This window comes from Testudinibacter aquarius, assembly GCF_004342725.1.
Lineage (GTDB): Bacteria > Pseudomonadota > Gammaproteobacteria > Enterobacterales > Pasteurellaceae > Chelonobacter > Chelonobacter aquarius.
The window spans coordinates 1-24,086 of record NZ_SMCP01000009.1; the positions used below are offsets into that span (position 1 = coordinate 1).

Here is a 24,086-nt window from a genome sequence, read left to right on the forward strand (position 1 = left end):
AAACGTAATGAGAAATGGGACGCTACACGCCATTTATCCACAGTATCTGTGGGTTAAAAATGTGTTTCCAAAAAAACAGGAAACACAGTTGCTACTTTGCCTAATTAAAGATCTTTATCGATAAACTAAGGGCGGATATAAAATCCGCCCTGAATATAATATTAATAAAAAATTTTATTATGAAAAACTAAAAAAATCTTTCATCGATTGCCACCAGCTTTTATTATTTTCCAACTCAAGCGGTTTGATGTCTGCGTCTTGTTGCTGTGGCAGTGGTCTGTCGAGGTTGAAGTCGCTGACAGTGCCTTTTTGGTTAAAGTTAACCGTTAAGGTGTATTGCTCCGGATCTTCGTAGCCTTTTTGTTGCAGGTAAACATAGTACCATGTGTAGCTGCTGTACGGGTCGGTCAACATCGGCGTACCCAGCAGATATTGTACCTGTTCCGGAGTCATGCCGTTTTGTAACTGCGCCACTTGCTCGGCCTGCAGATAGTTGCCTTGCGGTACGTCAATGCGATAAACCAGTTTGTTGTATAACGAACAGGAGGTTGCACTGATACTGATTAAAAGAATCGCTAAAACTGATTTCAATCTCATCTTTTTTCTACCTTATTATTCTCGATTTTGTTACGGATAATACCTAAACTTGGCAAAAATGCCAACTGATTTAACATCAAGCGTCCGATTTGGCAAAGCGCTGCAATTGATCGCGCAGATTCGCCGGCAAACCTTTAATCGTTAAGCTGTCGCTTTGTTCGTCCCATACGATTCGCTCGTTTAATAATGCAGCATCAAAACTCAAGGTCACGCCTTTGCCGGAGCCAGAATATTTGGTCAGCGATTTTAACGCGCCGGAAAGCGGCGGAAAGCTGTCCGCCAGCTCATACTGCTGTTGTTGGCTGAATTGGCTGAAATTCTGCTGGTTTAGACTCGGTAAAGTATCAGAAAGTTCCTCTAACACAACCTCCTCGCCGACTTTTAATTGCCCTTTGCAATAATCAAACGCCTGTTTTTTCACTTCCTGAATTTGTTTGCTGCTCAATTCACCTTGTTGACAAAAATCGTCTACCGCTTGCAACAAGGTTAAATTCTGCTGTTTTGGATCAAAACCGCCGTCTGCCCCCAGAAAGTCCATAAAGAAATCGGAGATTTTGCGCCCAACCCGCCCTTTGATAAAACTTAAATAGCGGTTGGATGCCGCTAACAGTTTCAATTCGGTCAAATTCAAACGGGCGGCAATGTCATATTGCTGAATATTCAAATACGATGTGTGCCGAATATCCAGCTCTTCGTCCACCAACATGCTGTGACGGCTATCGAGCAGTGCAAGGAACAGGTAATCGATCGCCAAAAAAGTATATTGGCACAGGATAAAAGTGCCGCTGTCGGCAAACACATATTTTGCCAATTCCGCCGCCAGACTCTGCGCACTTTGTTGACTGAATGTAATAAAGTCCAGCTCATTTTCCATCAATCGATTTAATTGACGGGCAAATTGCGATTCACCTTTAAACACGCCGTACGCCAAGGCTTTGCTTTGGTAATTCTGATGCAGTTGCAACATCATCTGCTCGATCTCATCATTCACCGGCAGCAATTGCGAACGCAAGCGGGTGGTTAATGTGGGGTTTTCCGCCTGATTTTCCGTTTTTTCAGCCGCTTTTTCTGCTATATTTCCGCTTAAATAAAGCTGATGGAGAATGATCTGTTTAACTTCTATACTCATTTATTGATCCATTTAATTTTCTTTTGCAAAACAAACGCCATTATACCCAATCGGCAACGGCTTTTTTAGCGGTAACGTAAAAAATATGCTAACATTCTGCCAGATCACCGAATAATCAGCGCATGCTATCTTAAGAGGACTCAATTTATGGCAACCCAATCAAAATACAGCGATCACCAAATGCAAGTCCTGCTTAGCGATTTGGCAGCGGTGCTGGAAAAACATCAGGCGTCGGTCGATCTGTCATTGATGGCATTGGGCAACACCGTAACCAATCTATTGCAATCCAGCGTCGGGCGCAATCAGCAGCAGGCGTTGGCAGCGGCATTCTGTGATGCCTTAAAAAATTCCTTAAAACCACGCGAATAACCGCACTTTCAGTTCGCAAAACAGGCAAAAGAATATGCTGAAGATTCCAAGACAATATTGGGAAGCCACCTCGCAAAAAATTGCGTGGGGACACTGGTTTGCTTTCTTCAATATTGTCTGTGCGATTTTGATCGGCTCGCGCTATGCGTTTATTGCCGACTGGCCGAATACACTGATCGGCAAAATCTACTTTTTTCTGAATATCCTCGGTCATTTCAGCTTTATCGTGTTTGCGCTGTATTTGCTGATTCTATTTCCGCTCAGTTTTTTGATCAAAAACCCTTATAGCTTGCGTGCGGTCGGCGTGGTGCTGTCCACCCTCGGTTTAACCCTGCTGTTGCTGGACACCGAAATCTTTAACCGCTTCCACCTACATTTATCTTTTCTGGTATGGGATATTCTGATCAATCCCGATAACGGCGATCTTGCCCGTAATTGGGAGCGTTTTTTTGTGCCGATGCCGCTGATTTTCTTGATTGTGATGCTGTTTTCACGCTGGTCATGGGATAAATTACGCAGTCTGGAACGGAAAAAATGGATTCGCAAAGTGGCTTACGGACTGATGTTCTGCTTTATCGCCTCGCACTTGCTGTACGCTTGGGCGGACGCCTATTTCTATCGTCCGATTACGGTGCAAAAAGCCAACCTACCGCTTTCGTATCCGATGACCGCCCGAACCTTTTTGGAAAAAAACCAACTGCTGAACCGCGATACCTATCTTGACCGAATCGCCAACAGTGGTCGGGCGGATGCTCCTTATCTGGATTATCCGAAACAGCCGCTGCGCTATGCGGATAGAGCAGATAGAGCAGATAAAGCAGCAATGCAGAATATTTTGTTAATCAATATTTCCGGTTTGCGTCATGATGCAATCACGCCAGCCGATATGCCGTCACTGACAGCCTTTGCCGCAAATTCACTTGATTTCAAAAATAATTACAGTGGCGGCAACAATCCGAATATGGCATTGGTCAGTCTGTTTTACGGCTTGAATGCCAACTATTTCGACAGCTTGCTGAATCAACGTGAACAGTCGGTCTGGATTGAACGCATGCAACAGTTGGATTACCAATTCGGGCTGTTTGTTACCGCACCGTTCAAATCGCCACTGTATAACCGCGCTTTATTCCAACAACAAGCGCTGAATTTCAATGGGTTAAATCAACAAAGCACCCAACAATGGCTGGCTTGGCACCGGCAGCAAAACCAACAAACTTGGTTCAGTTATCTGCAATATGATCTGCTCGGTGCAATGGCGGCTTTTGCCAAACAAGATCCCGAAGCGCAACAGCAGTATTACCGCTTGCAGCTGCAAGAGATTGATCGCCAGCTGCGCCAGATTTTGGCAGAACTCTCGCCAGACGAATTGGCCAAAACGGTGGTGGTGATCACCGCTGATCAGGGCTATTCCTATCAGCCGCAGAATAATCGCGATAACAACTATTTCGGGCGAGATCGGATTCAAGTGCCACTGCTAATTGCCTTACCGAACCAAGCGCCACGGCAGATCGAGCAAATTTCGTCACAAATGGATATTGTGCCGACCCTGATGCAGCAGCTGTTCCAAGTGCAAAATCCACAACGGGATTATAGCCAAGGACATGATCTACTGAATTCAACGAGTGATGATTGGGTATTCGTTGCCAACCAGCGTTGGAACGTGGTGGTTGCCGATGACGGCACGCAATACCAGATTGATTCTCAAGGGGAATACCGAGAATATAATGCCCAATATCAACAGGTGAATTCTGAAAAACCACCACTGGCGCTGTTCTTGCAGATGTTTAACCGCGATCGCAATTTCTTGGATTAAGACATTATAACAATGCCTGCCACTGAAAAAGTGCGGTCAACCGCACTTTAGGCTCTCCTTATACTACCGCCATGATTACGCCGCAATCGCTTCGGCGCACACATAGGCTGAACTCCACGCCCATTGGAAGTTGTAGCCGCCGAGCCAACCGGTGACATCCAGCACTTCACCGATAAAATATAAGCCCGGAATGTCATGCGCCTGCATGGTTTTAGAGGAAATCACCGCAGTGTCGACACCGCCCATGGTCACTTCGGCAGTGCGGTAGCCTTCGGTGCCGTTGGGGTCGAATTGCCAGTGGTGAATAAGCTGTTCCAATTGCTGCAACCGCACTTTGGAGAGTTGTGCAATGGCTTGATCGTCGAACAGTTTCAGTTCAAGCCATAATTCCACCAAACGTTTCGGCAAAATGCGCCCAAGTGCGGTTTTTAGCTGCATTTTTGGCGAAGTTTGGCGCAGTTCGTGTAGATAATCGCTGATATTTTGCTGTGGCAATAAATCAATTGCTAGGGTTTGGTTCGGCTGCCAATAGTTGGAAATCTGTAGCATTGCCGGGCCGGAAAGTCCGCGATGAGTGAACAGCATTTGGTTGTAAAACTGTTTGCCAGATTTCGCTTCGACATTGACCGCCAGCGAAACACCGGCTAACTGCGCATAAACTTTATCCTGTTCGCGCCAGGTGAACGGTACTAACGAGGCTCGAGGCGCAACCACGTTCAAACCAAACTGCTCTGCCAGCTTATAACCGAATGCGCTTGCGCCCAACGCCGGCATTGAAAGCCCGCCAGTCGCAATCACCAGATGATGACACAACAATTTGTTGCCGTTGCTTTGCAGCCGAAACCGCACTTTGCCGCCATCGGCATTTTCCAAGCGTTCAACTGTATCGACTTGTTGGCGTAATTGAATTTCAACCTGCCCCTTTTGACACTCTTTTAGCAATAAATCGACAATCTGCTGCGAGCTGTGGTCACAGAACAGCTGCCCCAACTCTTTTTCATGGTAGCCAATACCATGTTCGCTAACCAACGAGATGAAATCCCATTGCGTATAGCGGGCAAGTGCGGATTTGACAAAATGCGGATTTTGGCTAAGGTAGTGCTGCGGAGTCACGTCTAGATTAGTAAAATTGCAGAAACCGCCGCCCGCCATTAAAATTTTGCGTCCGATTTTTTTACCGTTATCCAGCACTAACACCGACTTACCAGCCTGCCCCAAACGGGCAGCACAGAATAAACCTGCCGCACCAGCGCCGATAATCACCACGTCATACTTTGTTTGTTGCATTGTTTTGCCCGCTACCTGAATTGAAAAGGCGATTATAGCGCAATTTAACGCTGTATTCCGCCTAACATTTCCGCCGCTTGCAGATTTTGGATCAGGTTACGCCGATCCAGATCAGGGTGATTGCTGTCTAAAATCTGCTTCCAGTAGCGGCTAGCTTGGGCATAATCGCCACGCCCGAACGCATCAGCCGCCAGTAATGACAATGCTCGCAGTTGTTTGGGATCTTGTTGCAGTGATAAATCAAGCAACGACTTCGCTTTATCGCTTAATTTTTTGTCGGCTTGATAGTAAAGTGCGGTTGCGGCGGCGGCGAGCAGTTCGCTGTTTGTGCCGAGCAGATATTCAGCGCGGTTAAAAGACTCCAGCGCATTGGCGTACTCTTCTGCTTGCAGGTAATTCAACCCCAACTGAAACCAATTTTCGCCGTTGTTATAATCGGCACGCAACGCATTTTGCAGCTCCTGCCGATACTGTTGCCGCTGTTCGCTGCCGCTTTGCACCACTTCCGCTTTAAGCTTGCTGCCTTGCTGCCAAGCGGGATAGCGACCGCTCAAGCCGTAGAGTAACATCGCACTGAGCCCGATGACGACAATCAATCCGCCACCGAAGGCAACATTAAAGCCGGTTGGCTTAACTGTCGCCGCCGCAAATTCTGTGCTAACCGCACTTTGTTGTTCAGCTAACCGATCGGACTCAGATTGCGTTTTGCCTTTGCTTTTACGCCATAATAATACACCGGACAACAGCAACAGCACGAAAGGGGCACTCCACAGCAGCCAGGTGGTGGTTTTAAACGGTGGGTCATAACGCACAAAATCGCCAAAACGTGCCGTCATCTGTTCGACAATCTGTTGATCGCTTACGCCGGCGTCTGCCAATTGATATACTTCAAGCCGTAAATCGTAGGCAATCGGCGAATTAGATTCGACCAAATTTTGGTTTTGGCATTGTGGACAACGTAACGATTTTGCCAGATTAACCGCTCTGATGCGGGTTTCCGGCGATTGGAATTGATAGGTATCGACAATTTCGGCATAACTAATGCCACTGATCGTCAACACAAACAGCAATAAACTGCATAATTTCCATTTATGCCACATCTTATTGCTCCTTTATTGTAGAAACTGAAGGTGTGGCAACTGACGTTGAAAAGTCTTTCAGCAACGGCATAAACTGCTGTTGCCACACGGCTTGCTCCAACTCACCGACATAGCGAAAACGGATAATCCCGTCACCGTCAATCAGATAGGTTTCCGGCGCACCGTAAACCCCTAAAGCCAATGCCAGCTTGCCGTCATGATCGTTCAGCACCTGCACAAACGGATTGCCTTTGGTGACTAACATTTGCCGTGCCGACTGTGGATTATCACGATAATTCAAGCCGTAAATCAGGTAGCCCTGCTGTTTCAGCTGCATCAAAAACGGGTGCTCAACAATGCAGCTCGGGCACCAACTGCCCCACACATTCAACAAAAACGGCTGTTTTGGTAAAGTGCGGTTGTCGATCCGTTGTGTCGGTTGCAGCAGATCCGTCAGCTGAAACTCCGGCAGGGGTTTGCCTTGTTGCGCCAATGCCAGCTGCGACGGATCGCGTTGTAAACCAAGCAGCAGCACCAAGCCCAACGCCAGCAGGGCGAGCAAGGGTAAAAACAGCGCAAGGCGTTTTTTCATCACAATGCCCTCCACTTTGGCAACATAATCGACAAAAATGCGCCCAATGCCATCAGTAAGCCGCCAAGCCAAAGCCACTGAATCAGCGGCTTATAGTGGAAACCAAAGGAATAACGCTGTTGCGCCGATTTATCACCCAGCACCACATACAGATCACCGAATACACCGTTTTGAATCGCCACTTCGCTCATCATGCTGTTGCGAATATCGTAAAAACGCTTTTCCGGATAGAGGGCAAACTGCGTACCGTTATGCGTGACGTTCAAGTGGGCGGTATCGGTGGTGTAATTCGAGGCGAGACGATATTCATTGCCTTTAAAATCAAATTGATAACCGTGCAACTGTGCTTGCTCCCCGGCTGCCAGTTTGACACCGAGATCGGAGGCGTAGTAACCGCTCATCATCGCCGCAATCACCACCAATCCCAAGCCGGCATGACCGAACAACATCGGCAGTGCGGTTTTTAGTCGTTGTTGCCGATAAGTCAACCAAGCCGAATGCAACAGGCTGAATAGCAACCAAAACCCGAGCAGTACAAACGTGAACGCCAAGCCTTGCCAGCCTTTGAGCGGATCGAGCCGGATATTCCAGTCGATCACAAGGTAAGTACAAACTAACGCCGGCAGCATATTCAGCAGATAGCGTTGCCAATGTCGCGCACGCCCATTTAGCCACAGCAGCATCATCAACAAACAGCACAGCACTAATGGGGTAAAAATAGTATTAAAATAGGGTGCACCAACCGAAATTGAGCCAAAACCGAAGGTGCTGAACAGCAACGGATAGAAAGTGCCGAGCAGGACGCTAAATGCAGCAATGGCGGTGAGAATATTGAGTAGTAATAGTGCGGTCGGCTGTGAAAACCAGCCCGTCGCAGACCGCACTTCGCTGATTTTAGCTTTCAGCGCAAAAATGGCTAAACCCATGCCGCTAAACAGAAAAAACATCGCCAGCAGCGCATAACCGCGCGACGGATCGATAGAAAAAGCATGCACCGAGGTGATTACGCCCGAGCGCACAATAAACGTGCCGAGCAATGAAGCGGAAAACGCCAGCAGCGACAACAATAAGCTCCAGTAGGGATATAAACCGTGTCGTTGCGTGCCGATTAAGCTGTGGATTAGCCCCAAACCGAGCAACCACGGCATCAGCGAGGCATTTTCGACCGGATCCCAGAACCACCAACCGCCCCAGCCCAGTTCGTAGTACGCCCACCATGCACCGAGTAAAATACCACAAGTCAACCAGCCCCAACTCAGCAGCGCCCAACTGCGGCTGTAAGCGGCAAACGTTTGTTGATCGGTTTTACACAGTAAGGTCACAATCGACAGGGCAAAATTCAGCGCAAAGCCGACATAGCCCAGATACAGCAACGGCGGGTGAAACACCAACGCAATATCCTGCAACATCGGGTTGAGATCGCGTCCCTGAAACGGTGCAGGGAACAAACGCTCAAACGGATCGGATAAAATCAAGGTATAGAGGCAAAGTGCGGTATAAATCAAGGCAAGCACAGCCACCACCCGCGCCGTGAACAGGCGATCACTCGAGCGGTTGAACAGCGCAAACAGCATTGTCCACAATGATAGCGTCACCAACCAGAACAACATCGAGCCTTCGTGTCCGCCCCAAGTCGCTGCAATTTTAAACAGTAGCGGTAACTCAGTATTGGAATGCGAAGCCACATACAACACCGAAAAATCGTCTTGGACGAAACAATAAGCCAAAATCGTAATCGCCGCCAGCGCAGATAAAAACAGCCATACGCAAAGCAGTGGCGTAGCCGACACCCAGCCCAATCGCTGCGGCAAAAACGGGATCAGCAACAACACAAGTGCGGTCATGAAACTGCAAATTAATGCGAAATAGCCGAATTCTGGTAGCATTTTTGTTTCACTCAAATAAAAATGACGAGATTACTCAAAATAATCCCGTCATTCTAACAACTTATCACGCTAACGTCATTTGTCCGGTGTAAAGGATAAAGAAACGTAGGCAGAATACACCGAACAGGGTACAAAGTGCGGTGAAGATAATAAAGCCTTTGCGGTGTTTCAGATCTGCGCTGCTGATGGCATTCAACACCAGCGGTAGCAACAGCCCAATCAACACCACACCGATCCAGAAAACCCAAGACCAGAAACCACCACCGATTGCCGTCACCATCGACACGGTTTTTTGTCCGCCACCGAAATACAAGCCGACGAAGAAGGCGAACAATAAAAACAGTTCGATCAATACCACCGGGGTTTCAAACTTATGCAAGAACGAAACCGAAGCGGAATGGGTCGGTTCACGGCAGCACCAGACGATAGCCAGTAACAATGCCGCAATCCCTGATGAGGTGCCTGAAGCCAAAAATAGAATTGGCAATACCGGGTTATTCAACATCGGATAACTGACCAGCGCTGATAATAGGAAGCCGGTGTAAGCGCCGAGTAAGACCGATAATAGAATCAGAATCAACTCAATCGGGTTAGTGACTTTTTCGGCAAGGGTAATGATTTTCTTCACAAAGCCCAATGCCGGAATATAGCGGTCAATCCATTCGGCAAGCAGCTGTTTAAACACAATCGCCAGCCACAGGAATAAGAACAGCATATAGACTTGGAACAGCATAACCCCCATTGACATCACGGATTGCGGTTGATAATTAAACATCAACATCCAGAATGTCCATGGTTTGGTAAGGTGGAAAATCAAAATGGTCAAACCGACAATCAAACTAACCGGCGCAATGATTGCCGCACTGCGAATCACGTTATTACGACTAGCATCGCTGCTCGCCAAAATTGAACTGCGTTTTAACAACACCGCCAACAAGGTTGCCCCGGCAGAAATCCCCAACAGGAAGAGATAAATCGCAATGATTTCGTCCCATACTAATGATGGGAAGTGGAATGGACTACTCATCGTCTGATCTCCCCTGCTTTAGCCGGAACATGGTACAAGTTCGGTTTGGTACCCAACTCAACTTTAGTTTGATACACCTGTTTTTCACGGATTTGGCGTGAAATTTCGCTATTCGGATCATCCAAATCACCAAAGGTCAATGCTTTGGTCGGGCAAGCCTCAACACAGGCAGGCAAGCGACCTTTTGCCAAATTGGTATCACGGCAGAAATTACACTTATCCGCTGCTTTGGTTTTCGGATGGATAAAACGCACCCGATACGGACAAACCGCAATGCAGTATTGACAGCCGACACACAGATCCGGATGCACATCGACAATCCCGGTTGCCTCATCAATAAATGAGGCGCCGGTCGGGCAAACGTGCACACAAGGCGCATTGCTGCAATGTTGACAAGAATGGCGATAAAACTCATAGGTTACGTCAGGAAATTCCCCTTGCGGTTCTCCCCGAATGATTTCCAGACGTGATACCCCTTCCGGTACGTTATTCACTTCACGACAGGCATCCATGCAGGCAGTACAGCCGATACAAAGCTTTTCGTCGTGCAGCATGCCATACCGCACTTCATTAATCGTCAAAGTCTGAGCCAGACTTTGTGCGGGTTTTCCGGTCATCAGGATAAGAGCCCCAGCCCCCATGCCGGAAACAAAGTTTCGGCGTGAGCAACTCATTTTTTATCCTTATCCTGAATCACAGGTTGCGGGTTGGTTTTGGCTTCCAACAACTCTTGTTGTTTACCATGACAATCGACGCACAATTTCACTTGATCTTTATGTGCAATGCCCTGCATTGCATCCGCTTTCGGGTGCAAAGTATGGCAGCTGGCACACGGCAGTTTCATCGCATGCACATCATGCGCCCATAAGCTTTCGCGCAATTTTTCCGGTTGATGACAAGAGAAACAAACTTGATTTTGTTCCTGTACACTGTACATCGGCGTCTTGCCATCAAAAATATCACCATGAAAACGCATCACATCTTTCACACCACGACGGTGATCTTCCGAAATATTGCCGTGGCAACTGACACAGTTGATCGGCTTGTCGGTTGCCGGATTCTTTTTGGTCAAATGAATGCCATGAAATTGCTCGTCATTAAATTTATGGCATTGTGCGCAATATTTATTCGGATCGCGCTGATTTTCCAACTCTGGTTGGTACGTCAGTTCATTGCCCACTTTGGCGCCTTGGGTATTGGCGTTTGCAGACGAAACGGTGGTCGTCAGCAAACCTGCGCCTAATACAGCTATCAATTTGACAGCCTTTAACAGAAGATTTCCCCTCATCATCTTTTCCCTCAATATTCGCTAGTTAGTCTGTTTGATACCGCACTTTTGCCTTTTTGATCTCAGCAATACTCAAGTGCGGTTTAATCAGCTATTATTCACCCAGTAAGCCTTTTTCTTTGGCCTCTTTATCCCATTGAGGTACAAGGGTTTTCAAGAATTCATCTTTTGCTTTTTTCTCTTTTTCATAATCGATGCCCATCACCGCCTGTGCTTTTTCTTTGGTGGAGATATCAGGAATCGCAATTGGCTGGCTGACATTATGCGCGCTCAACACCCGTGCCAGTTTGACCCGTGAATCACCGGCTTTATCCAGACCTGTACCCAACACCCGCAGCATGACATCCGGCGCATGCATATAACCGCCGTGGCTGGCTGCCGCATAGTCCCAGCGCCATTGTGCATGACGAATATCTTGCAATGCCGCTTTCATTTCATCTTCGGTTGCACCGGCATCCCAAGCGGCTTTGGCTTCAAAGTGCGCTTTCACCAGTTGATCTTCCAAACGAATCATCACACCTTTCACTTCGTGTTTACGCGAAGCGACGATGTCTTGCAACTTCTCTTTGCTTTGATCATGGCAGTTGGCACAGGTATTTTCAAACGCATCAAACGGATTGCCGATTTTGTGGTCGGTAAAAACTTTGCCGTCAGCGGTTTGTGTTTTCGGCATATGGCAGTCGATACAGGTTACCCCGTTTTTACCGTGCATCCCCGCAGACCAGATTTCAAAGTCCGGGTGTTGCGCTTTCAACATCGGCGCTTTAGACAGAGAGTGAGTCCAATCTTTAAAGTCGATTTCATCATAATATGCTTCGATTTGATCAACACTGGTACCTTTATCCCATGGGAAAGTGACCGCTTTGGTATCACCGGCAAAATAGTACTCTACGTGACAGTTAGCACAAACCGCGGCTCTTTGATCAGTTTTATCCGAGGAAGCGAAGTTTTTATCAATTTTATCCAAAGCACGCAACACGTGTGGACGCGCGATACGCAACGCCGGTTTGCCTTCGGCAAAATCAGCAGAGGTGGTGTCGTGGCAGTCGGCACAACCGATGGCATTCACCACTTCCGGCCCGCCTTTTGCCCATTTCCCGCTGAAATAACCGTCCTCACCCCATTCTGCAATTAAACGTGGTACATCAGGGCCTTTACAGGTCCAGCACGCCATCGGTTGTGGACCGTCATTAGGCCCGGTCGGTGCACCGGTACGCAAAATTTCACGCACATCTTTAATAGCATAAAAGTGCCCGCGTGGTTTGTTATAATCGTGTGAAAACAAATAGCCGCCCCATAATACAATCATGCGCGGATCTTCACCGATTGCCGAGGCTAACTCATCAGATTCAGACGTTGCCGACCAAGTATTAAATTGCAACGGGTATTTTTCTGCAAATTTTTGGTTATTCGATTGGATAACAACTTTTGCATCGGCTTCTGTTTTTTGTTCCTCTGCCAGTGCATTTTGCGCTGACAGCCAACCAGCGCCGATTAGAGCGACCAGACTGAATAACGAGGTCAGTTTTTGTTTTGCGATATTCACGATAATTTCCTCCGTAGAGACATTCCCACAAGGTAGATTTAAAAAGCAATGCACATTTATACTAAAAGCCATGTTATTGATAAAGAATAGCATTGCACAATCAGGTTCAGCTTTTTCAAGGCTAAATTAGCAAATGCCCTTAGTTTTTGCATAGATATATCTTGAATAGTTGTTTTTGATCAAATTTCTCACTCAAAATACCTCTAAAGTAGTATTCTCAAAGTATAAAAAAACCGCACTTTTGCTTTAAAAAACAACAAGTGCGGTCTATTATTATGAATATGATCAATCAGCTATCGCCGACACAATTTATTTGACCTCCATGCCCTGCGCCTGTAAATCGGCATGGTAGGAAGAACGTACAAATGGTCCACAAGCAGCGTGTTCAAAACCCATCGCATCGGCTTTTTCACGCATCATCTCAAACTCACTTGGCGGTACATAACGTGCCACCGGCAAATGATGACGGCTTGGTTGTAGATATTGCCCTAAGGTCAGCATGGTGACACCGTTGCGGCGTAAATCTTGCATCACTTCCAAAATTTCCTCATTGGTTTCGCCCAAGCCGACCATTAAGCCGGATTTGGTCGGAATGTGTGGGAACATCTGTTTGAAATCATGCAGCAGTTTTAGTGACCATTGATAATCAGCGCCGGGACGAATCTCACGGTATAGACGTGGCACATTCTCCAAATTGTGGTTAAACACATCCGGCGGGTTATCTTTTAATTTATCCAACGCTTGTTCGATTCTGCCGCGAAAATCCGGCACTAAAATTTCAATTTTGATATTCGGATTGAGTTTGCGAATTTCGCGTACACAATCGGCAAAATGCCCTGCGCCACGATCCGGCAAATCATCACGATCGACAGACGTGATCACCACATAGCGCAATTTCATGTCTTGAATGGTTTCCGCCAGTTTTTTCGGCTCATCCGGATCGGGCGGTAACGGTTTGCCGTGTGCCACATCGCAGAATGGGCAACGGCGGGTACAAATTGCCCCCAGAATCATAAAGGTTGCCGTACCGTGATTGAAACATTCATGCAAATTCGGGCAGCTGGCTTCTTCACACACCGAGTGCAAACCATGGCGGCGCATACCGTTTTTAATACTGTCGATTTTTGCGGAACTTGCCGGCAGTTTAATCTTCATCCACGCCGGTTTCGGCAACAGCTCCTGATCAGGATTAATATTGGTGACCGGAATAATTGAGGTTTTGGCGGCGTCGCGATATTTCACGCCACGTTCCATTTTGAAAGGTTTACCCATTATAGCTCTCGATTTGTTTTGATTCGGATTAAGGCTCGATTAATTTTCAACGTATTGGATCTGTTGATAACCCATTAGGTTAATAAAATGTTGCAGTAATTGTGGGGCAACCTGCTCACAAAGTAAAGTCTGATCACCGATTAATTCACTCAACTGACACATTTCCAGACCGGCATAACCGCACGGATTAATATAATTAAACGGCGTTAAATCCATATTGATATTCAATGCTAAACCGTGAAACGAGCAACCACGGCGAATGCGTAAACCAAGCGAACAAATTTTACGCCCATCAACGTAAACACCCGGTGCGTCTGCTTTTGGATACGCCTGAATGCCATAATCCGCTAACGTCGCCACCACACAATCTTCCAACGCAGAGACTAAATGGCGTACATTGAAGTCGCTGCTATGGGCTAAGTTATTGCCTTGTGTTTTTTTACGCTTGATATCCAATAGCACATACATCACCAACTGTCCGGGCGCATGATAAGTAATTTGTCCGCCGCGATCGGATTGTACCACCGGAATCGAAGATTGCTGCAACAGATGCTCCGCTTTACCTGCCTGCCCTTGAGTAAACACCGCCGCATGTTGCACCAGCCAGATTTCATCTAAAGTGCGGTCATCACGGTTATCGGTAAACTGCTGCATCTGCTGCCACACCGTTTCATAAGGCTGAACGCCCAATTGGCGTACAATGAGACGATTTGCTATCGGTTGTTCTGTTGATTGCGCTATTATTTGTTGTTGTGAAAATGGCATAGATGGCTTCTTCATTGGATTCAAACCGCACTTTGAGTTTTGCTGTTACAACACCATTCTGACAATGTCGATCTCTGCCAATTCTTTATATAGGGTTTCAATCTGTTCGATATTGTCGGCTCTCACGGTAATCGATACCGAATGATAGTTGCCTTTGCTGCTGGGTTTGATGGTCGGAGCGTAATCACCCGGGATGTGTTTCTGCACCACTTGCAACACTTTATCCTGTAAATCCGGCTGCGCTAAGCCCATCACCTTATAGGGGAAATCACATGGGAATTCAAGTAGTTCATGTAATTTGGTTTTTTCCATTTTATGTCCTTAATCTGTTTCTTTGTTAATTAAAAATCCCTGACTGGCAGGGATTTTATGATCGCTAATAAATAGGACTTGCCATGCCAATTTTCAAGCCTTAACTAAACAGGCTTTTGACTGTCAGAATAATCCAGTCGATAATTTTGCCGAAGAATCCCGCTTCTTCCACCGGTTCCAACACTTGCAAATTAATGGTTGCCACATCTTTGCCGTCTAATTGATAAATCACTTGTCCGACCACATCGCCTTTTTGCAGCGGTGCTTCCAAATATTTTTTACTCAGTTCATAACGGGCTTTCAACTCTGCCTGTTTGCCTTTTGGAATAGTAATATAGCCATTTTCAATAGTACCCAATTTGACTTTATTCTCTTTACCGTAGTAGATCGTCTGTTCGGAAACCACCGTACCGGCGTTCAGCGGTTTTAAGGTTTCAAAGTTATTAAAGCCCCATTGCAACAGTTTTTTGGTCTCGACTTCACGCCCTTTGATTGTCGGCACGCCCATTACCACCGTGATAAAACGGGTGTCACCGTCCACCGCAGAAGCAACCAAGTTATAACCGGCTTGATCAGTATGCCCGGTTTTAACACCGTCCACGGTCAACGTTTTATCCCACAATAAACCATTGCGGTTCTGCTGTTTAATTTTGTTAAAAGTAAACTCTTTTTGGGAATGGATAGCATACTCTTCCGGTAAATCGCGGATCATATGCGATGCCATAATGGCCATATCGCGCGAAGAAGAGTACTGATTTTCTGCATCCAAACCGTGCACCGTGGCAAAGTGGGTATTTTTTAGCCCAAATTTCTGCACATATTGGTTCATAATATCAATAAAATTCTTTTCCGTGCCGGCAATATGCTCGGCAATCGCAACACAGGCATCATTACCGGAAGCAATGATAATGCCGTGATTTAAATCACTGACACTAACCTGCTGATTCACATTCAAGAACATTTTCGAGGAACCGGGGAAATTGCGCCCCCAAGCATTCTCACTTACGGTAACCATGTCGTCATTGCGGATTTTACCTTGCTTGATCGCATCACCGACCACATAACTGGTCATAATCTTGGTCAGACTTGCTGGCGCTTGGCGTTGATCCGGCTCTTTTGCAGCCAACACCGCACCGGTATGATAATCCATTAAGATAAACGTTTGAGCGTTTAATTGTGGCGGTGCGATATTAAACTGAACAGCCTCATCGGCAGCAAAACCTGAAGTGGCAAACAGCAGCCCCGTTGCTAACAACGTCGTTTTTACTTTACTTCTATAAAACATAGCAAACAAAATCCTTTCTTGACAAACAGTGGTTAAAATCATTATTTAGCGTTATAAGAGTACAAAATATTATCGTGCTGCCCGTTCTGCACCAACTCGGTTTTTAACTGATTAACACTTTCGCGTGAAGCGATGGGTCCAAATTTAACCTTAAAACGGCTACCATCTTGAATAATTTCACTGTTGACATTTTTCATCGACAGCTGAGCGATCAAGGCTTTGGCTTCTGCATTACTATCAAGATTCACGCTTTGTAGTTCATACTCTAATTTCGTTTCATTACTCAACCGCACTTTATTGCCATTGCTGGCGACTACCGCAGCGCTTGAAGTGCGGTCTTGGGATTGAGATGTCGCATTGACTGGCTTATTGTCTGCCAACTGTATCGACATTGGTTGATTTGTTTGCGGCAATGGCAAATTTTTATTTTTTGCCAGCTCAGTCAGTTTTTCTCCGCCCGGCCCGCTGATTTTGCCGTTTTTATCCACATGCACCACTTCCATTTTCACCTGTGCCGTGCCTTTAGCTAACATGCCTAACTCTCGAGCTGCTGCTTTGGATAAGTCGATTTTACGGTCACCGACAAAGGGGCCGCGATCATTGATGCGTACCACGACTTGACGACCGTTTTTAACGTTGGTCACCAACACATAAGAAGGAATCGGCAAACGTTTATGTGCTGCCGTCATCAAATTTTCGTTATAAATTTCCCCGTTAGAGGTTTTACGTCCATGAAATTTACTGGCATAAAAACTTGCTGTGCCAGTCATTGAATACTCTTTTGACGTATCACGGTTCAGGGTTTGATAGGTTTTTCCTTTAACCTTATAAGTTTGGCTCTGCGCAGTTTGCGCAGTCGCCGTTAATTTTTTGGGCCCGCTTACACCAAACAAGTTCTGTGTCGATGTCGCAGCTTGTACATTGATGGCGATTGCAAACATCATTAAACAGCCATAGATGGTTGATTTTAAAAATGTCATAAAAATTTCCTATTTTGACGTTAAGATTGTATTTATCTAAAATGCGTCAGGCTACGTTTGTGACTATAAATCGACATCATCAGACCAAAACCTGCCATCAAGGTCACAAACGAAGTTCCGCCATAACTCACTAGCGGTAAAGGAACACCGACCACCGGTAAAATTCCACTTACCATTCCGATATTAACGAAAATATATACAAAAAAGATTAAGGTGATTGCACCTGCTAAAATTCTGCCCGACGCCGTTTGCGCTTTGGCAGCGATGATCAATCCCCGAATAATAATAAACATATAAATGGCCAGCAAGACTAAGACGCCGACCATACCGTGTTCCTCGCTTAACACCGCAAAAATAAAATCCGTATGCGGTTCCGGTAAAAATTCCAATTGAGACTGTGTCCCTTGCATCCAGCCTTTGCCAAACAACCCGCCGGAGCCGATGGCAATCTTAGACTGAATAATATGATAGCCCGCCCCTAGTGGATCTGATTCAGGGTCCAACAACGTCATTACCCGTGTCCGTTGGTAGTCATACATCAGGAAATACCACATCACTGGTATAAATCCTGCCAATCCGACAACAGCGGCTGCGATCAAGCGCCAGCTCATACCGGCTAAGAATACAACAAATATGCCGGAGGCGCTAACTAAAATCGATGTTCCCAAATCGGGTTGAATCGCAACCAATATGGTCGGCACAAACACCAACACCAGCGCAATCAAAGTATCCATGAAGGTCGGCGGTAGTTTTTTCCGCCCTAAATACACTGCCACCATCAACGGCACTGACAGTTTCACGATCTCTGAAGGCTGGAACCGAAATAATCCTAAATCCAACCAACGCTGTGCGCCTTTGCTGGTAATACCAATCAGATCAACCAACAACAACATCACCACTGCCACCACATACAGATAAGGGGCAATTTTTTCGTAAAAACGCAACGGCAACTGCGCCATCACCAACATCACACCAAATCCTAATGCAATTTGGATAATCCGGCTACGGAACATCACTTCGCTGCCGCCAGAAGCGCTATACAGTACCATCAAACCATAACCGCTGATCGCCAATAGCCCGACAAACAGCAAAAAATCCAAATGAAAGCGCTGCCAAAGCGCACTAAAAAAATTCTTTTCGTCACTCATTGCTTTGCCCGCTCTCGGTTACCACCGCACTTTGCTTCAAATATCCCATATCCAATAAATAATGGTCCATAATCGCACGCGCCAATGGCGCCGCCTGACTGGAACCACCGCCGGCATTTTCCAAAAAGATCGACAACGCAATCGTCGGGTTGTTATAAGGTGCATAAGCGATAAACCACGCGTGGTCATGCAGATGCGAAGCCAGACTGGAAGCGTCATATTTTTGATTCTCTTTCAACCCAAACACCTGTGCGGTTCCCGATTTGCCTGCTGCCAGATAAGGCATATTCGTAAACACTTTTCTGGCTGTGCCGCTGCTGCCGTATAACACACTGTACATACCGGTTTTCGCCGCATTCCAATAGGCTTGGGGAACCCCGTCGATATCTTCATACAACTTCGGATCGCGGTACGGTTCAATCTCGTTGCCGATCACTTCCTGCATAAAGTGCGGTGTCATCACTTTGCCGTTGTTAATCAAAACGCTTAGCGCTTTGGTCAACTGCAACGGTGTTGAAGTCCAATAACCTTGGCCGATACCGACCGGAATCGTATCACCGATTACCCACGGTTTTTTATACCGTTGCTGCTTCCACTCACGGGTCGGCATCACGCCACTGGTCTCTTCACGAATATCAATCCCGGTGGGCATACCAAAACCAAACCGCTTCATCCACTCAGAAAAACGGTTGATCCCCATATCGTAAATCAATTGATAAAAATAGGTATCGGCCGATTCCATAATCGCTTTATTCAAATTCAGACGCCCGTGACCGCTCTTTAGCCAATCGCGATAACGTCGTTCTGTTCCCGGTAAAATCCAATAACCCGGATCAAAAATCGTACTATTGGTGGTGATGATACCGTCTTGTAGCGCCGCCACTGCGATAAATGGCTTAACCGTGGAAGCCGGCGGAAATGCACCTTGTGTGGTGCGACTGTACAACGGACGATCAGGATCGTTTAGTAAGCCGTTATAATCGGCAGAAGAGATGCCGCCGACAAACAAATTATTGTCATAACTCGGGCTCGACACCATCGCCAGAACACTGTTGTCACGCGGATCCAACACCACCACCGCACCACGCCGTCCTTCCAATTGTTGACGAATGTAGCGTTGCAGATCCAAATCAATCGTCAATTTGATACTTTTACCGGATACGGCCGGTTGCTGGCGCAATGTGCGGATCACTTTGCCGCGGTTATTGACTTCCACCTCTTCAAAACCGACCTCGCCGTGCAGCTGGGGTTCGTAGTAACGCTCAATTCCCAGCTTCCCGATATCATTGGTTCCGGCATAATTTGCCAGCGCATCTTCGTCTCTCAAACGCTCAATATCTTTATCGTTAATTTTTGCTACATAGCCCAAAATATGGGTCAAATCTTCACCATAAGGATAGTGTCGTTTAAAATAGGGTCGAATTTCCAAACTAGGAAAATTGTGCTGATCAACTGAAAAACGCGCAATTTGCTCTTCGGTCAGATCGGATTTTAATAAAATCGGTGTATAGCGCGAATTTCTGCGCCGTTCTTTGGCAAAGGCTTCAATATCTTCATCGGTCAAACCGACCACTTGCCGCAGTGCATCGTAGGTCTGTTGTAAATTCTCGGTTTTTTCCGGCACGATATATAACCCGAAAAAGGTCAAATTCTCTGCCAACACTTTATTATTACGATCGTAAATCAAGCCTCTGGTTGGCGCCACCGGCAATAATTTGATCCGATTACCGTTGGAACGGGTTTGGTAATTTTCATAGTCTCTGATTTGCAGATGATAAACATTCAGCAATAACAATGAAAGTAGTCCTAAAACGCCGATAAACGCCACCAGCACCCGGCGTAAAAACAGGTTTTGTTCTGCTTTATTATCTCGAATAATTTCTCTTGCCATGCTACTACTGTCAGCTCTGCTGTTTAATACTATTCACGATGATACGGATGGTTAGTGGTCAAGCTCCAAGCGCGGTACAAGCTTTCCGCCACCACGACCCGAACCAACGGATGCGGTAAAGTTAAGGGCGAAAGCGACCAACTGCGCTCCGCAGCCTGTTTACATTGCGGCGACAGCCCTTCTGGTCCACCAATCAATAAACACACATCTCTACCGTCATTTTTCCAACTTTCCAACTGCTCTGCCAATTGCTCGGTGGTCCACGGTTTTCCGGGAATATCTAAGCTGACAATCATGCTATTTTTGCCACAAACTGCCAGCATTTGCTCGCCTTCTTTCTCTAAAATTCGTTTGATATCGGCATTCTTACCACGCTTTCCGGCGGCAATTTCCACCAGTTCAAACGGCATGTCTTTTGGAAAACGGCGCTGATACTCTTCAAAACCGTTGGTTACCCAAGCCGGCATTTTGGTGCCGACCGCAATAAGCTGAATTTTCATCTGCTGTGGCTAGCCCCAGAGTTTTTCCAACTGATACAGATCACGGCTTTCTTGCTGCATCACATGCACAATCACCTGCCCAAAGTCCACCACAATCCAATCAGCAGTTGCAACACCTTCGCTACCAAAAGACTCTATTCCCTGCTGTTTGCAGCTCTCGGTCAGATTTTGGGCAATCGAGCCGACATGACGGCTGGATGTACCGGTGCAAATCACCATATTATCCGTGATACCATTGTTGGCTCGTACATCGAAAATACTAATATCGCTTGCTTTTAAGTCATCTAAAATATCAATGACTGCTTTGACTAATGAATTTTGCAAAAGTTTCCTCATTCAACTAACTTGTTCAAATCCGCTTGAGCCATATCAGTTATACCGACTCAAGCTTAAAAAATGCTTAATTTAATAATAGTGAATTAACGCATACCGGGCTTTTTGTGTCCCCGTTTTTGATTCACTCGATTGACTGAGCTGCTGCGTCGCAGACGAAACGGCTTTGGCAGATCCTGCAATAACGAGTCAGCGTCATATTGGCTGACCGGAATAGTATGATCAATATAGGTTTCGATTGCCGGTAAATTCATAGCGTAGGCTTCACAGGCAAAACTGATCGATTTACCACTTTCACCGGCCCGTCCGGTACGCCCGATACGGTGCACATAGTCTTCACAGTCATCCGGCAAATCATAGTTGAACACATGGGTCACCGCCGGAATATGTAAACCGCGTGCCGCCACATCGGTTGCCACCAGAATATCCAACTCACCGCGCGTAAACTTATCCAACAGCGCCAAGCGTTTCTTCTGCGCCACATCGCCGGTCAACAACCCGACCCGATGCCCGTCTGCCGCCAAATAACCCCAAATTGCTTCACACTGGTGTTTGGTGTTGGCAAAAATAATACAACGTTCCGGCCACTCCTCTTCCAACAAGGTTTGCAGCAATGGCATTTTATCCTGGTTAGACGGATAAAATAGCTCTTCGGTGATGCGGTGTCCGGTTTTTTGCAACGGTTCAACTTCAATGTACTCCGCTTGATTCATGTCTTCAAATGCCAATTCTCGCACTCGGAAAGAGAGCGTGGCGGAGAACAGTAGCGTCAACCGCTGTTGCACCGATGGACATTTTCGCATCAGATAACGGATGTCACGAATAAAGCCCAAATCGAACATCCGATCGGCTTCGTCCAACACCACCACCTGCACTTTATCCAAATTGATAATACCCTGTTTAACGTAGTCAATAACCCGTCCGGTAGTGCCGATTAAAATATCCACCCCGTTTTCAATCGCTTTCAACTGTTTGTCATAACCGTCCCCGCCATAGGCAAGTGCGGTTTTCAGCCCGGTTCGCCCCACCAGTTTTGCGGCATCACTGTCAATTTGCACCGCCAACTCTCTCGTTGGTGCTAAAATCAATGCTCTGGGTTGATTATGCTGATACTGTGCTCCGTCAGCTTGCCGGCTCAGCAAATGATGAAACGTTGCGATCAAAAACGCAATGGTTTTGCCGGTTCCGGTTTGCGCCTGTCCGGCAACGTCTTTGCCCGCCAAGGTTAACGGCAATGTCAATGCCTGAATCGGGGTGCAATATTCAAAACCACTGTCCTCCAAGGCGGCAAGCACCTGAGGGTTGATCGGGAAATCGCTGAAACGTGTCCGGCTTAAATGTTTATTTGTTTGCATATTCTCTATCGATATGTTTTCCGGCTGCATAGGGCTTGCCCTAATAATCCGAGATTAAGGTTCAGATTGATGACGATGTCGAAATTTCACATCGCTAAAATTTGCTAAGGATAGCATGAAGCAGCGCTGAGGTATAAAATAAATCATCGTTTAACCCAGAATTTCGACCTTTTTATCGCCATTTTTATTTTTTGTCGGCGGAAATACGGGATTAATTCGAATTCAGTCTGGACAGACCGCACTTTTAGTGGTAATTTTATCGCCACTCAAAAAGTCTGAGTCACACTTTTCAGTGACAACACTCACATATTCATTTATCTAATCTTAATCTAACGTTAATTTTCTCCATATTATGAATCTTACAGAACTCAAAAATACTCCGGTTTCCGAGCTTGTCCGCATTGGCGAAGAACAAATGGGCTTGGAAAACCTGGCGCGTTTACGCAAACAAGATATTATTTTCTCAATTTTAAAACAGCATTCAAAGAGCGGTGAAGACATCTTCGGTAACGGCGTTTTGGAAATTCTGCAAGACGGCTTCGGCTTCTTGCGTTCTGCCGACAGCTCCTATCTAGCAGGGCCGGATGATATTTACGTTTCACCAAGCCAAATTCGCCGCTTTAACTTACGCACCGGTGATATGATCGAAGGCAAAATCAGACCGCCAAAAGAGGGCGAACGCTATTTTGCCTTGTTGAAAATCAAAGAAGTCAACGCCGATCGTCCTGAAATTTCCCGCAATAAAATCCTGTTTGAGAATCTGACCCCACTGCATGCTAATTCTCGTATGCGCATGGAACGGGGCAATGGCTCAACCGAAGATTTAACCGCACGCGTATTGGATTTAGCCGCGCCAATCGGCAAAGGACAACGTGGCTTAATCGTAGCACCACCGAAAGCCGGTAAAACCATGTTGCTGCAAAATATTGCACAAAGCATCACCTACAACTACCCTGAATGTATTTTAATGGTGTTGCTGATCGACGAACGCCCGGAAGAAGTGACCGAGATGCAACGCTTGGTCAAAGGTGAAGTAGTGGCTTCAACTTTCGATGAACCGGCGGCACGCCATGTGCAAGTGGCTGAAATGGTGATTGAAAAAGCCAAACGTTTGGTTGAGCATAAAAAAGACGTAGTGATTTTATTGGACTCGATCACTCGCTTAGCACGCGCTTACAACACCGTCACCCCGGCATCAGGCAAAATCCTGTCCGGTGGGGTCGATGCCAACGCCCTACACCGTCCGAAGCGCTTTTTTGGTGCCGCGCGTAACGTAGAAGAAGGCGGCAGCCTGACTATTATTGCGACCGCACTTGTCGATACCGGCTCTAAAATGGACGAAGTGATCTACGAAGAGTTTAAAGGAACCGGTAATATGGAGCTGCACTTATCGCGTAAAATTGCCGAAAAACGCGTCTTCCCTGCGATCGACTTCAACCGTTCCGGCACGCGTAAAGAAGAGCTGCTCACCACCCCTGATGAACTACAAAAAATGTGGATTCTGCGTAAAATCGTTCACCCGATGGGCGAAACTGAAGCGATGGAATTCCTGATTGATAAATTGTCAATGGCAAAAACCAACGAAGAGTTTTTTGAAATTATGAAGCGTTCATAATCAACGCTTGATTGATA

23 protein-coding genes are annotated in these 24,086 nt (G+C 46.5%); 3 read left to right on the forward strand and 20 right to left on the reverse strand.

Features of this window, described 5'->3' with window-relative positions:
* Positions 1–177: 177 nt before the first annotated feature.
* Together bamE and yejK are read right to left on the reverse strand one after the other, a co-directional pair.
* Positions 178–597 (reverse strand): outer membrane protein assembly factor BamE, encoded by a 420-nt coding sequence (gene bamE, locus EDC16_RS09375; protein ID WP_132967601.1) that lies wholly within the window; start codon positions 595–597, stop codon positions 178–180.
* A gap of 76 nt (positions 598–673) precedes the next feature.
* Positions 674–1,726, reverse strand: a complete 1,053-nt coding sequence (yejK, locus tag EDC16_RS09380) for a nucleoid-associated protein YejK (protein WP_132967602.1) — start codon at positions 1,724–1,726, stop codon at positions 674–676.
* A gap of 147 nt (positions 1,727–1,873) precedes the next feature.
* Here yejK and EDC16_RS09385 point away from each other — a divergent pair, with 147 nt between their 5' ends.
* Positions 1,874–2,095, forward strand: coding sequence for a DUF1414 domain-containing protein (locus EDC16_RS09385; protein WP_132967603.1), 222 nt, complete (start codon positions 1,874–1,876; stop codon positions 2,093–2,095).
* A gap of 34 nt (positions 2,096–2,129) precedes the next feature.
* Positions 2,130–3,908 carry a DUF3413 domain-containing protein gene (locus EDC16_RS09390; protein WP_132967604.1) on the forward strand — a complete coding sequence of 593 codons (1,779 nt, stop codon included), beginning with the start codon at positions 2,130–2,132 and terminating at the stop codon, positions 3,906–3,908.
* A 75-nt stretch (positions 3,909–3,983) separates the two neighbouring features.
* Here EDC16_RS09390 and EDC16_RS09395 read toward each other — a convergent pair whose 3' ends face one another.
* The 18 genes from EDC16_RS09395 to rhlB all read right to left on the reverse strand — a co-directional run bounded on the left by EDC16_RS09395 (position 3,984) and on the right by rhlB (position 22,454).
* On the reverse strand, positions 3,984–5,195 hold the full coding sequence (locus EDC16_RS09395; protein WP_132967605.1) for a BaiN/RdsA family NAD(P)/FAD-dependent oxidoreductase: 1,212 nt from the start codon (positions 5,193–5,195) through the stop codon (positions 3,984–3,986).
* 44 nt (positions 5,196–5,239) lie between these two features.
* Entirely contained in the window at positions 5,240–6,295 is a 1,056-nt protein-coding gene (nrfF, locus tag EDC16_RS09400; RefSeq protein ID WP_132967606.1) for a heme lyase NrfEFG subunit NrfF, read from the reverse strand.
* A gap of 1 nt (position 6,296) precedes the next feature.
* A complete protein-coding gene (locus tag EDC16_RS09405) occupies positions 6,297–6,866 on the reverse strand; it encodes a DsbE family thiol:disulfide interchange protein (protein ID WP_132967697.1) in 570 nt (189 codons plus the stop codon).
* Positions 6,866–8,752, reverse strand: coding sequence for a heme lyase CcmF/NrfE family subunit (locus EDC16_RS09410; RefSeq protein WP_132967607.1), 1,887 nt, complete (start codon positions 8,750–8,752; stop codon positions 6,866–6,868). Before EDC16_RS09410 ends, EDC16_RS09405 begins: the two co-directional genes overlap by 1 nt.
* A gap of 64 nt (positions 8,753–8,816) precedes the next feature.
* Positions 8,817–9,779 (reverse strand): cytochrome c nitrite reductase subunit NrfD, encoded by a 963-nt coding sequence (nrfD, locus tag EDC16_RS09415; RefSeq protein ID WP_132967608.1) that lies wholly within the window; start codon positions 9,777–9,779, stop codon positions 8,817–8,819.
* A complete protein-coding gene (gene nrfC / locus EDC16_RS09420) occupies positions 9,776–10,453 on the reverse strand; it encodes a cytochrome c nitrite reductase Fe-S protein (protein WP_132967609.1) in 678 nt (225 codons plus the stop codon). The genes nrfD and nrfC overlap by 4 nt, the downstream gene beginning before the upstream one ends.
* Entirely contained in the window at positions 10,450–11,070 is a 621-nt protein-coding gene (gene nrfB, locus EDC16_RS09425; RefSeq protein ID WP_132967610.1) for a cytochrome c nitrite reductase pentaheme subunit, read from the reverse strand. The genes nrfC and nrfB overlap by 4 nt, the downstream gene beginning before the upstream one ends.
* Positions 11,071–11,161: 91 nt before the next feature.
* On the reverse strand, positions 11,162–12,613 hold the full coding sequence (gene nrfA / locus EDC16_RS09430; protein ID WP_416069098.1) for an ammonia-forming nitrite reductase cytochrome c552 subunit: 1,452 nt from the start codon (positions 12,611–12,613) through the stop codon (positions 11,162–11,164).
* A gap of 309 nt (positions 12,614–12,922) precedes the next feature.
* Complete coding sequence (gene lipA, locus EDC16_RS09435; RefSeq protein WP_132967612.1) at positions 12,923–13,885, reverse strand: lipoyl synthase; 963 nt, start codon at positions 13,883–13,885, stop codon at positions 12,923–12,925.
* 39 nt (positions 13,886–13,924) lie between these two features.
* Positions 13,925–14,650, reverse strand: coding sequence for a lipoyl(octanoyl) transferase LipB (lipB, locus tag EDC16_RS09440; protein ID WP_132967613.1), 726 nt, complete (start codon positions 14,648–14,650; stop codon positions 13,925–13,927).
* Positions 14,651–14,695: 45 nt separating this feature from the next.
* Positions 14,696–14,962, reverse strand: a complete 267-nt coding sequence (gene ybeD, locus EDC16_RS09445; protein ID WP_132967614.1) for a DUF493 family protein YbeD — start codon at positions 14,960–14,962, stop codon at positions 14,696–14,698.
* A gap of 100 nt (positions 14,963–15,062) precedes the next feature.
* A complete protein-coding gene (locus tag EDC16_RS09450) occupies positions 15,063–16,247 on the reverse strand; it encodes a D-alanyl-D-alanine carboxypeptidase family protein (RefSeq protein ID WP_132967615.1) in 1,185 nt (394 codons plus the stop codon).
* Between the two features lie 41 nt (positions 16,248–16,288).
* The gene (locus tag EDC16_RS09455; protein WP_132967616.1) at positions 16,289–17,227 is read right to left on the reverse strand and encodes a septal ring lytic transglycosylase RlpA family protein; all 939 of its coding nucleotides are present in this window, start codon (positions 17,225–17,227) and stop codon (positions 16,289–16,291) included.
* 32 nt (positions 17,228–17,259) lie between these two features.
* Positions 17,260–18,375, reverse strand: a complete 1,116-nt coding sequence (rodA, locus tag EDC16_RS09460) for a rod shape-determining protein RodA (protein WP_132967617.1) — start codon at positions 18,373–18,375, stop codon at positions 17,260–17,262.
* The gene (gene mrdA / locus EDC16_RS09465; protein ID WP_132967618.1) at positions 18,368–20,266 is read right to left on the reverse strand and encodes a penicillin-binding protein 2; all 1,899 of its coding nucleotides are present in this window, start codon (positions 20,264–20,266) and stop codon (positions 18,368–18,370) included. The genes rodA and mrdA overlap by 8 nt, the downstream gene beginning before the upstream one ends.
* Before the next feature lie 29 nt (positions 20,267–20,295).
* Complete coding sequence (gene rlmH / locus EDC16_RS09470) at positions 20,296–20,766, reverse strand: 23S rRNA (pseudouridine(1915)-N(3))-methyltransferase RlmH (RefSeq protein ID WP_132967619.1); 471 nt, start codon at positions 20,764–20,766, stop codon at positions 20,296–20,298.
* A gap of 9 nt (positions 20,767–20,775) precedes the next feature.
* Complete coding sequence (gene rsfS / locus EDC16_RS09475) at positions 20,776–21,090, reverse strand: ribosome silencing factor (protein WP_232517309.1); 315 nt, start codon at positions 21,088–21,090, stop codon at positions 20,776–20,778.
* 95 nt (positions 21,091–21,185) lie between these two features.
* Complete coding sequence (gene rhlB, locus EDC16_RS09480) at positions 21,186–22,454, reverse strand: ATP-dependent RNA helicase RhlB (protein WP_132967621.1); 1,269 nt, start codon at positions 22,452–22,454, stop codon at positions 21,186–21,188.
* A gap of 352 nt (positions 22,455–22,806) precedes the next feature.
* On the opposite strand from rhlB, the gene rho reads away from it, so the two are divergent.
* Complete coding sequence (rho, locus tag EDC16_RS09485; protein WP_132967622.1) at positions 22,807–24,069, forward strand: transcription termination factor Rho; 1,263 nt, start codon at positions 22,807–22,809, stop codon at positions 24,067–24,069.
* Positions 24,070–24,086 lie beyond the last annotated feature (17 nt).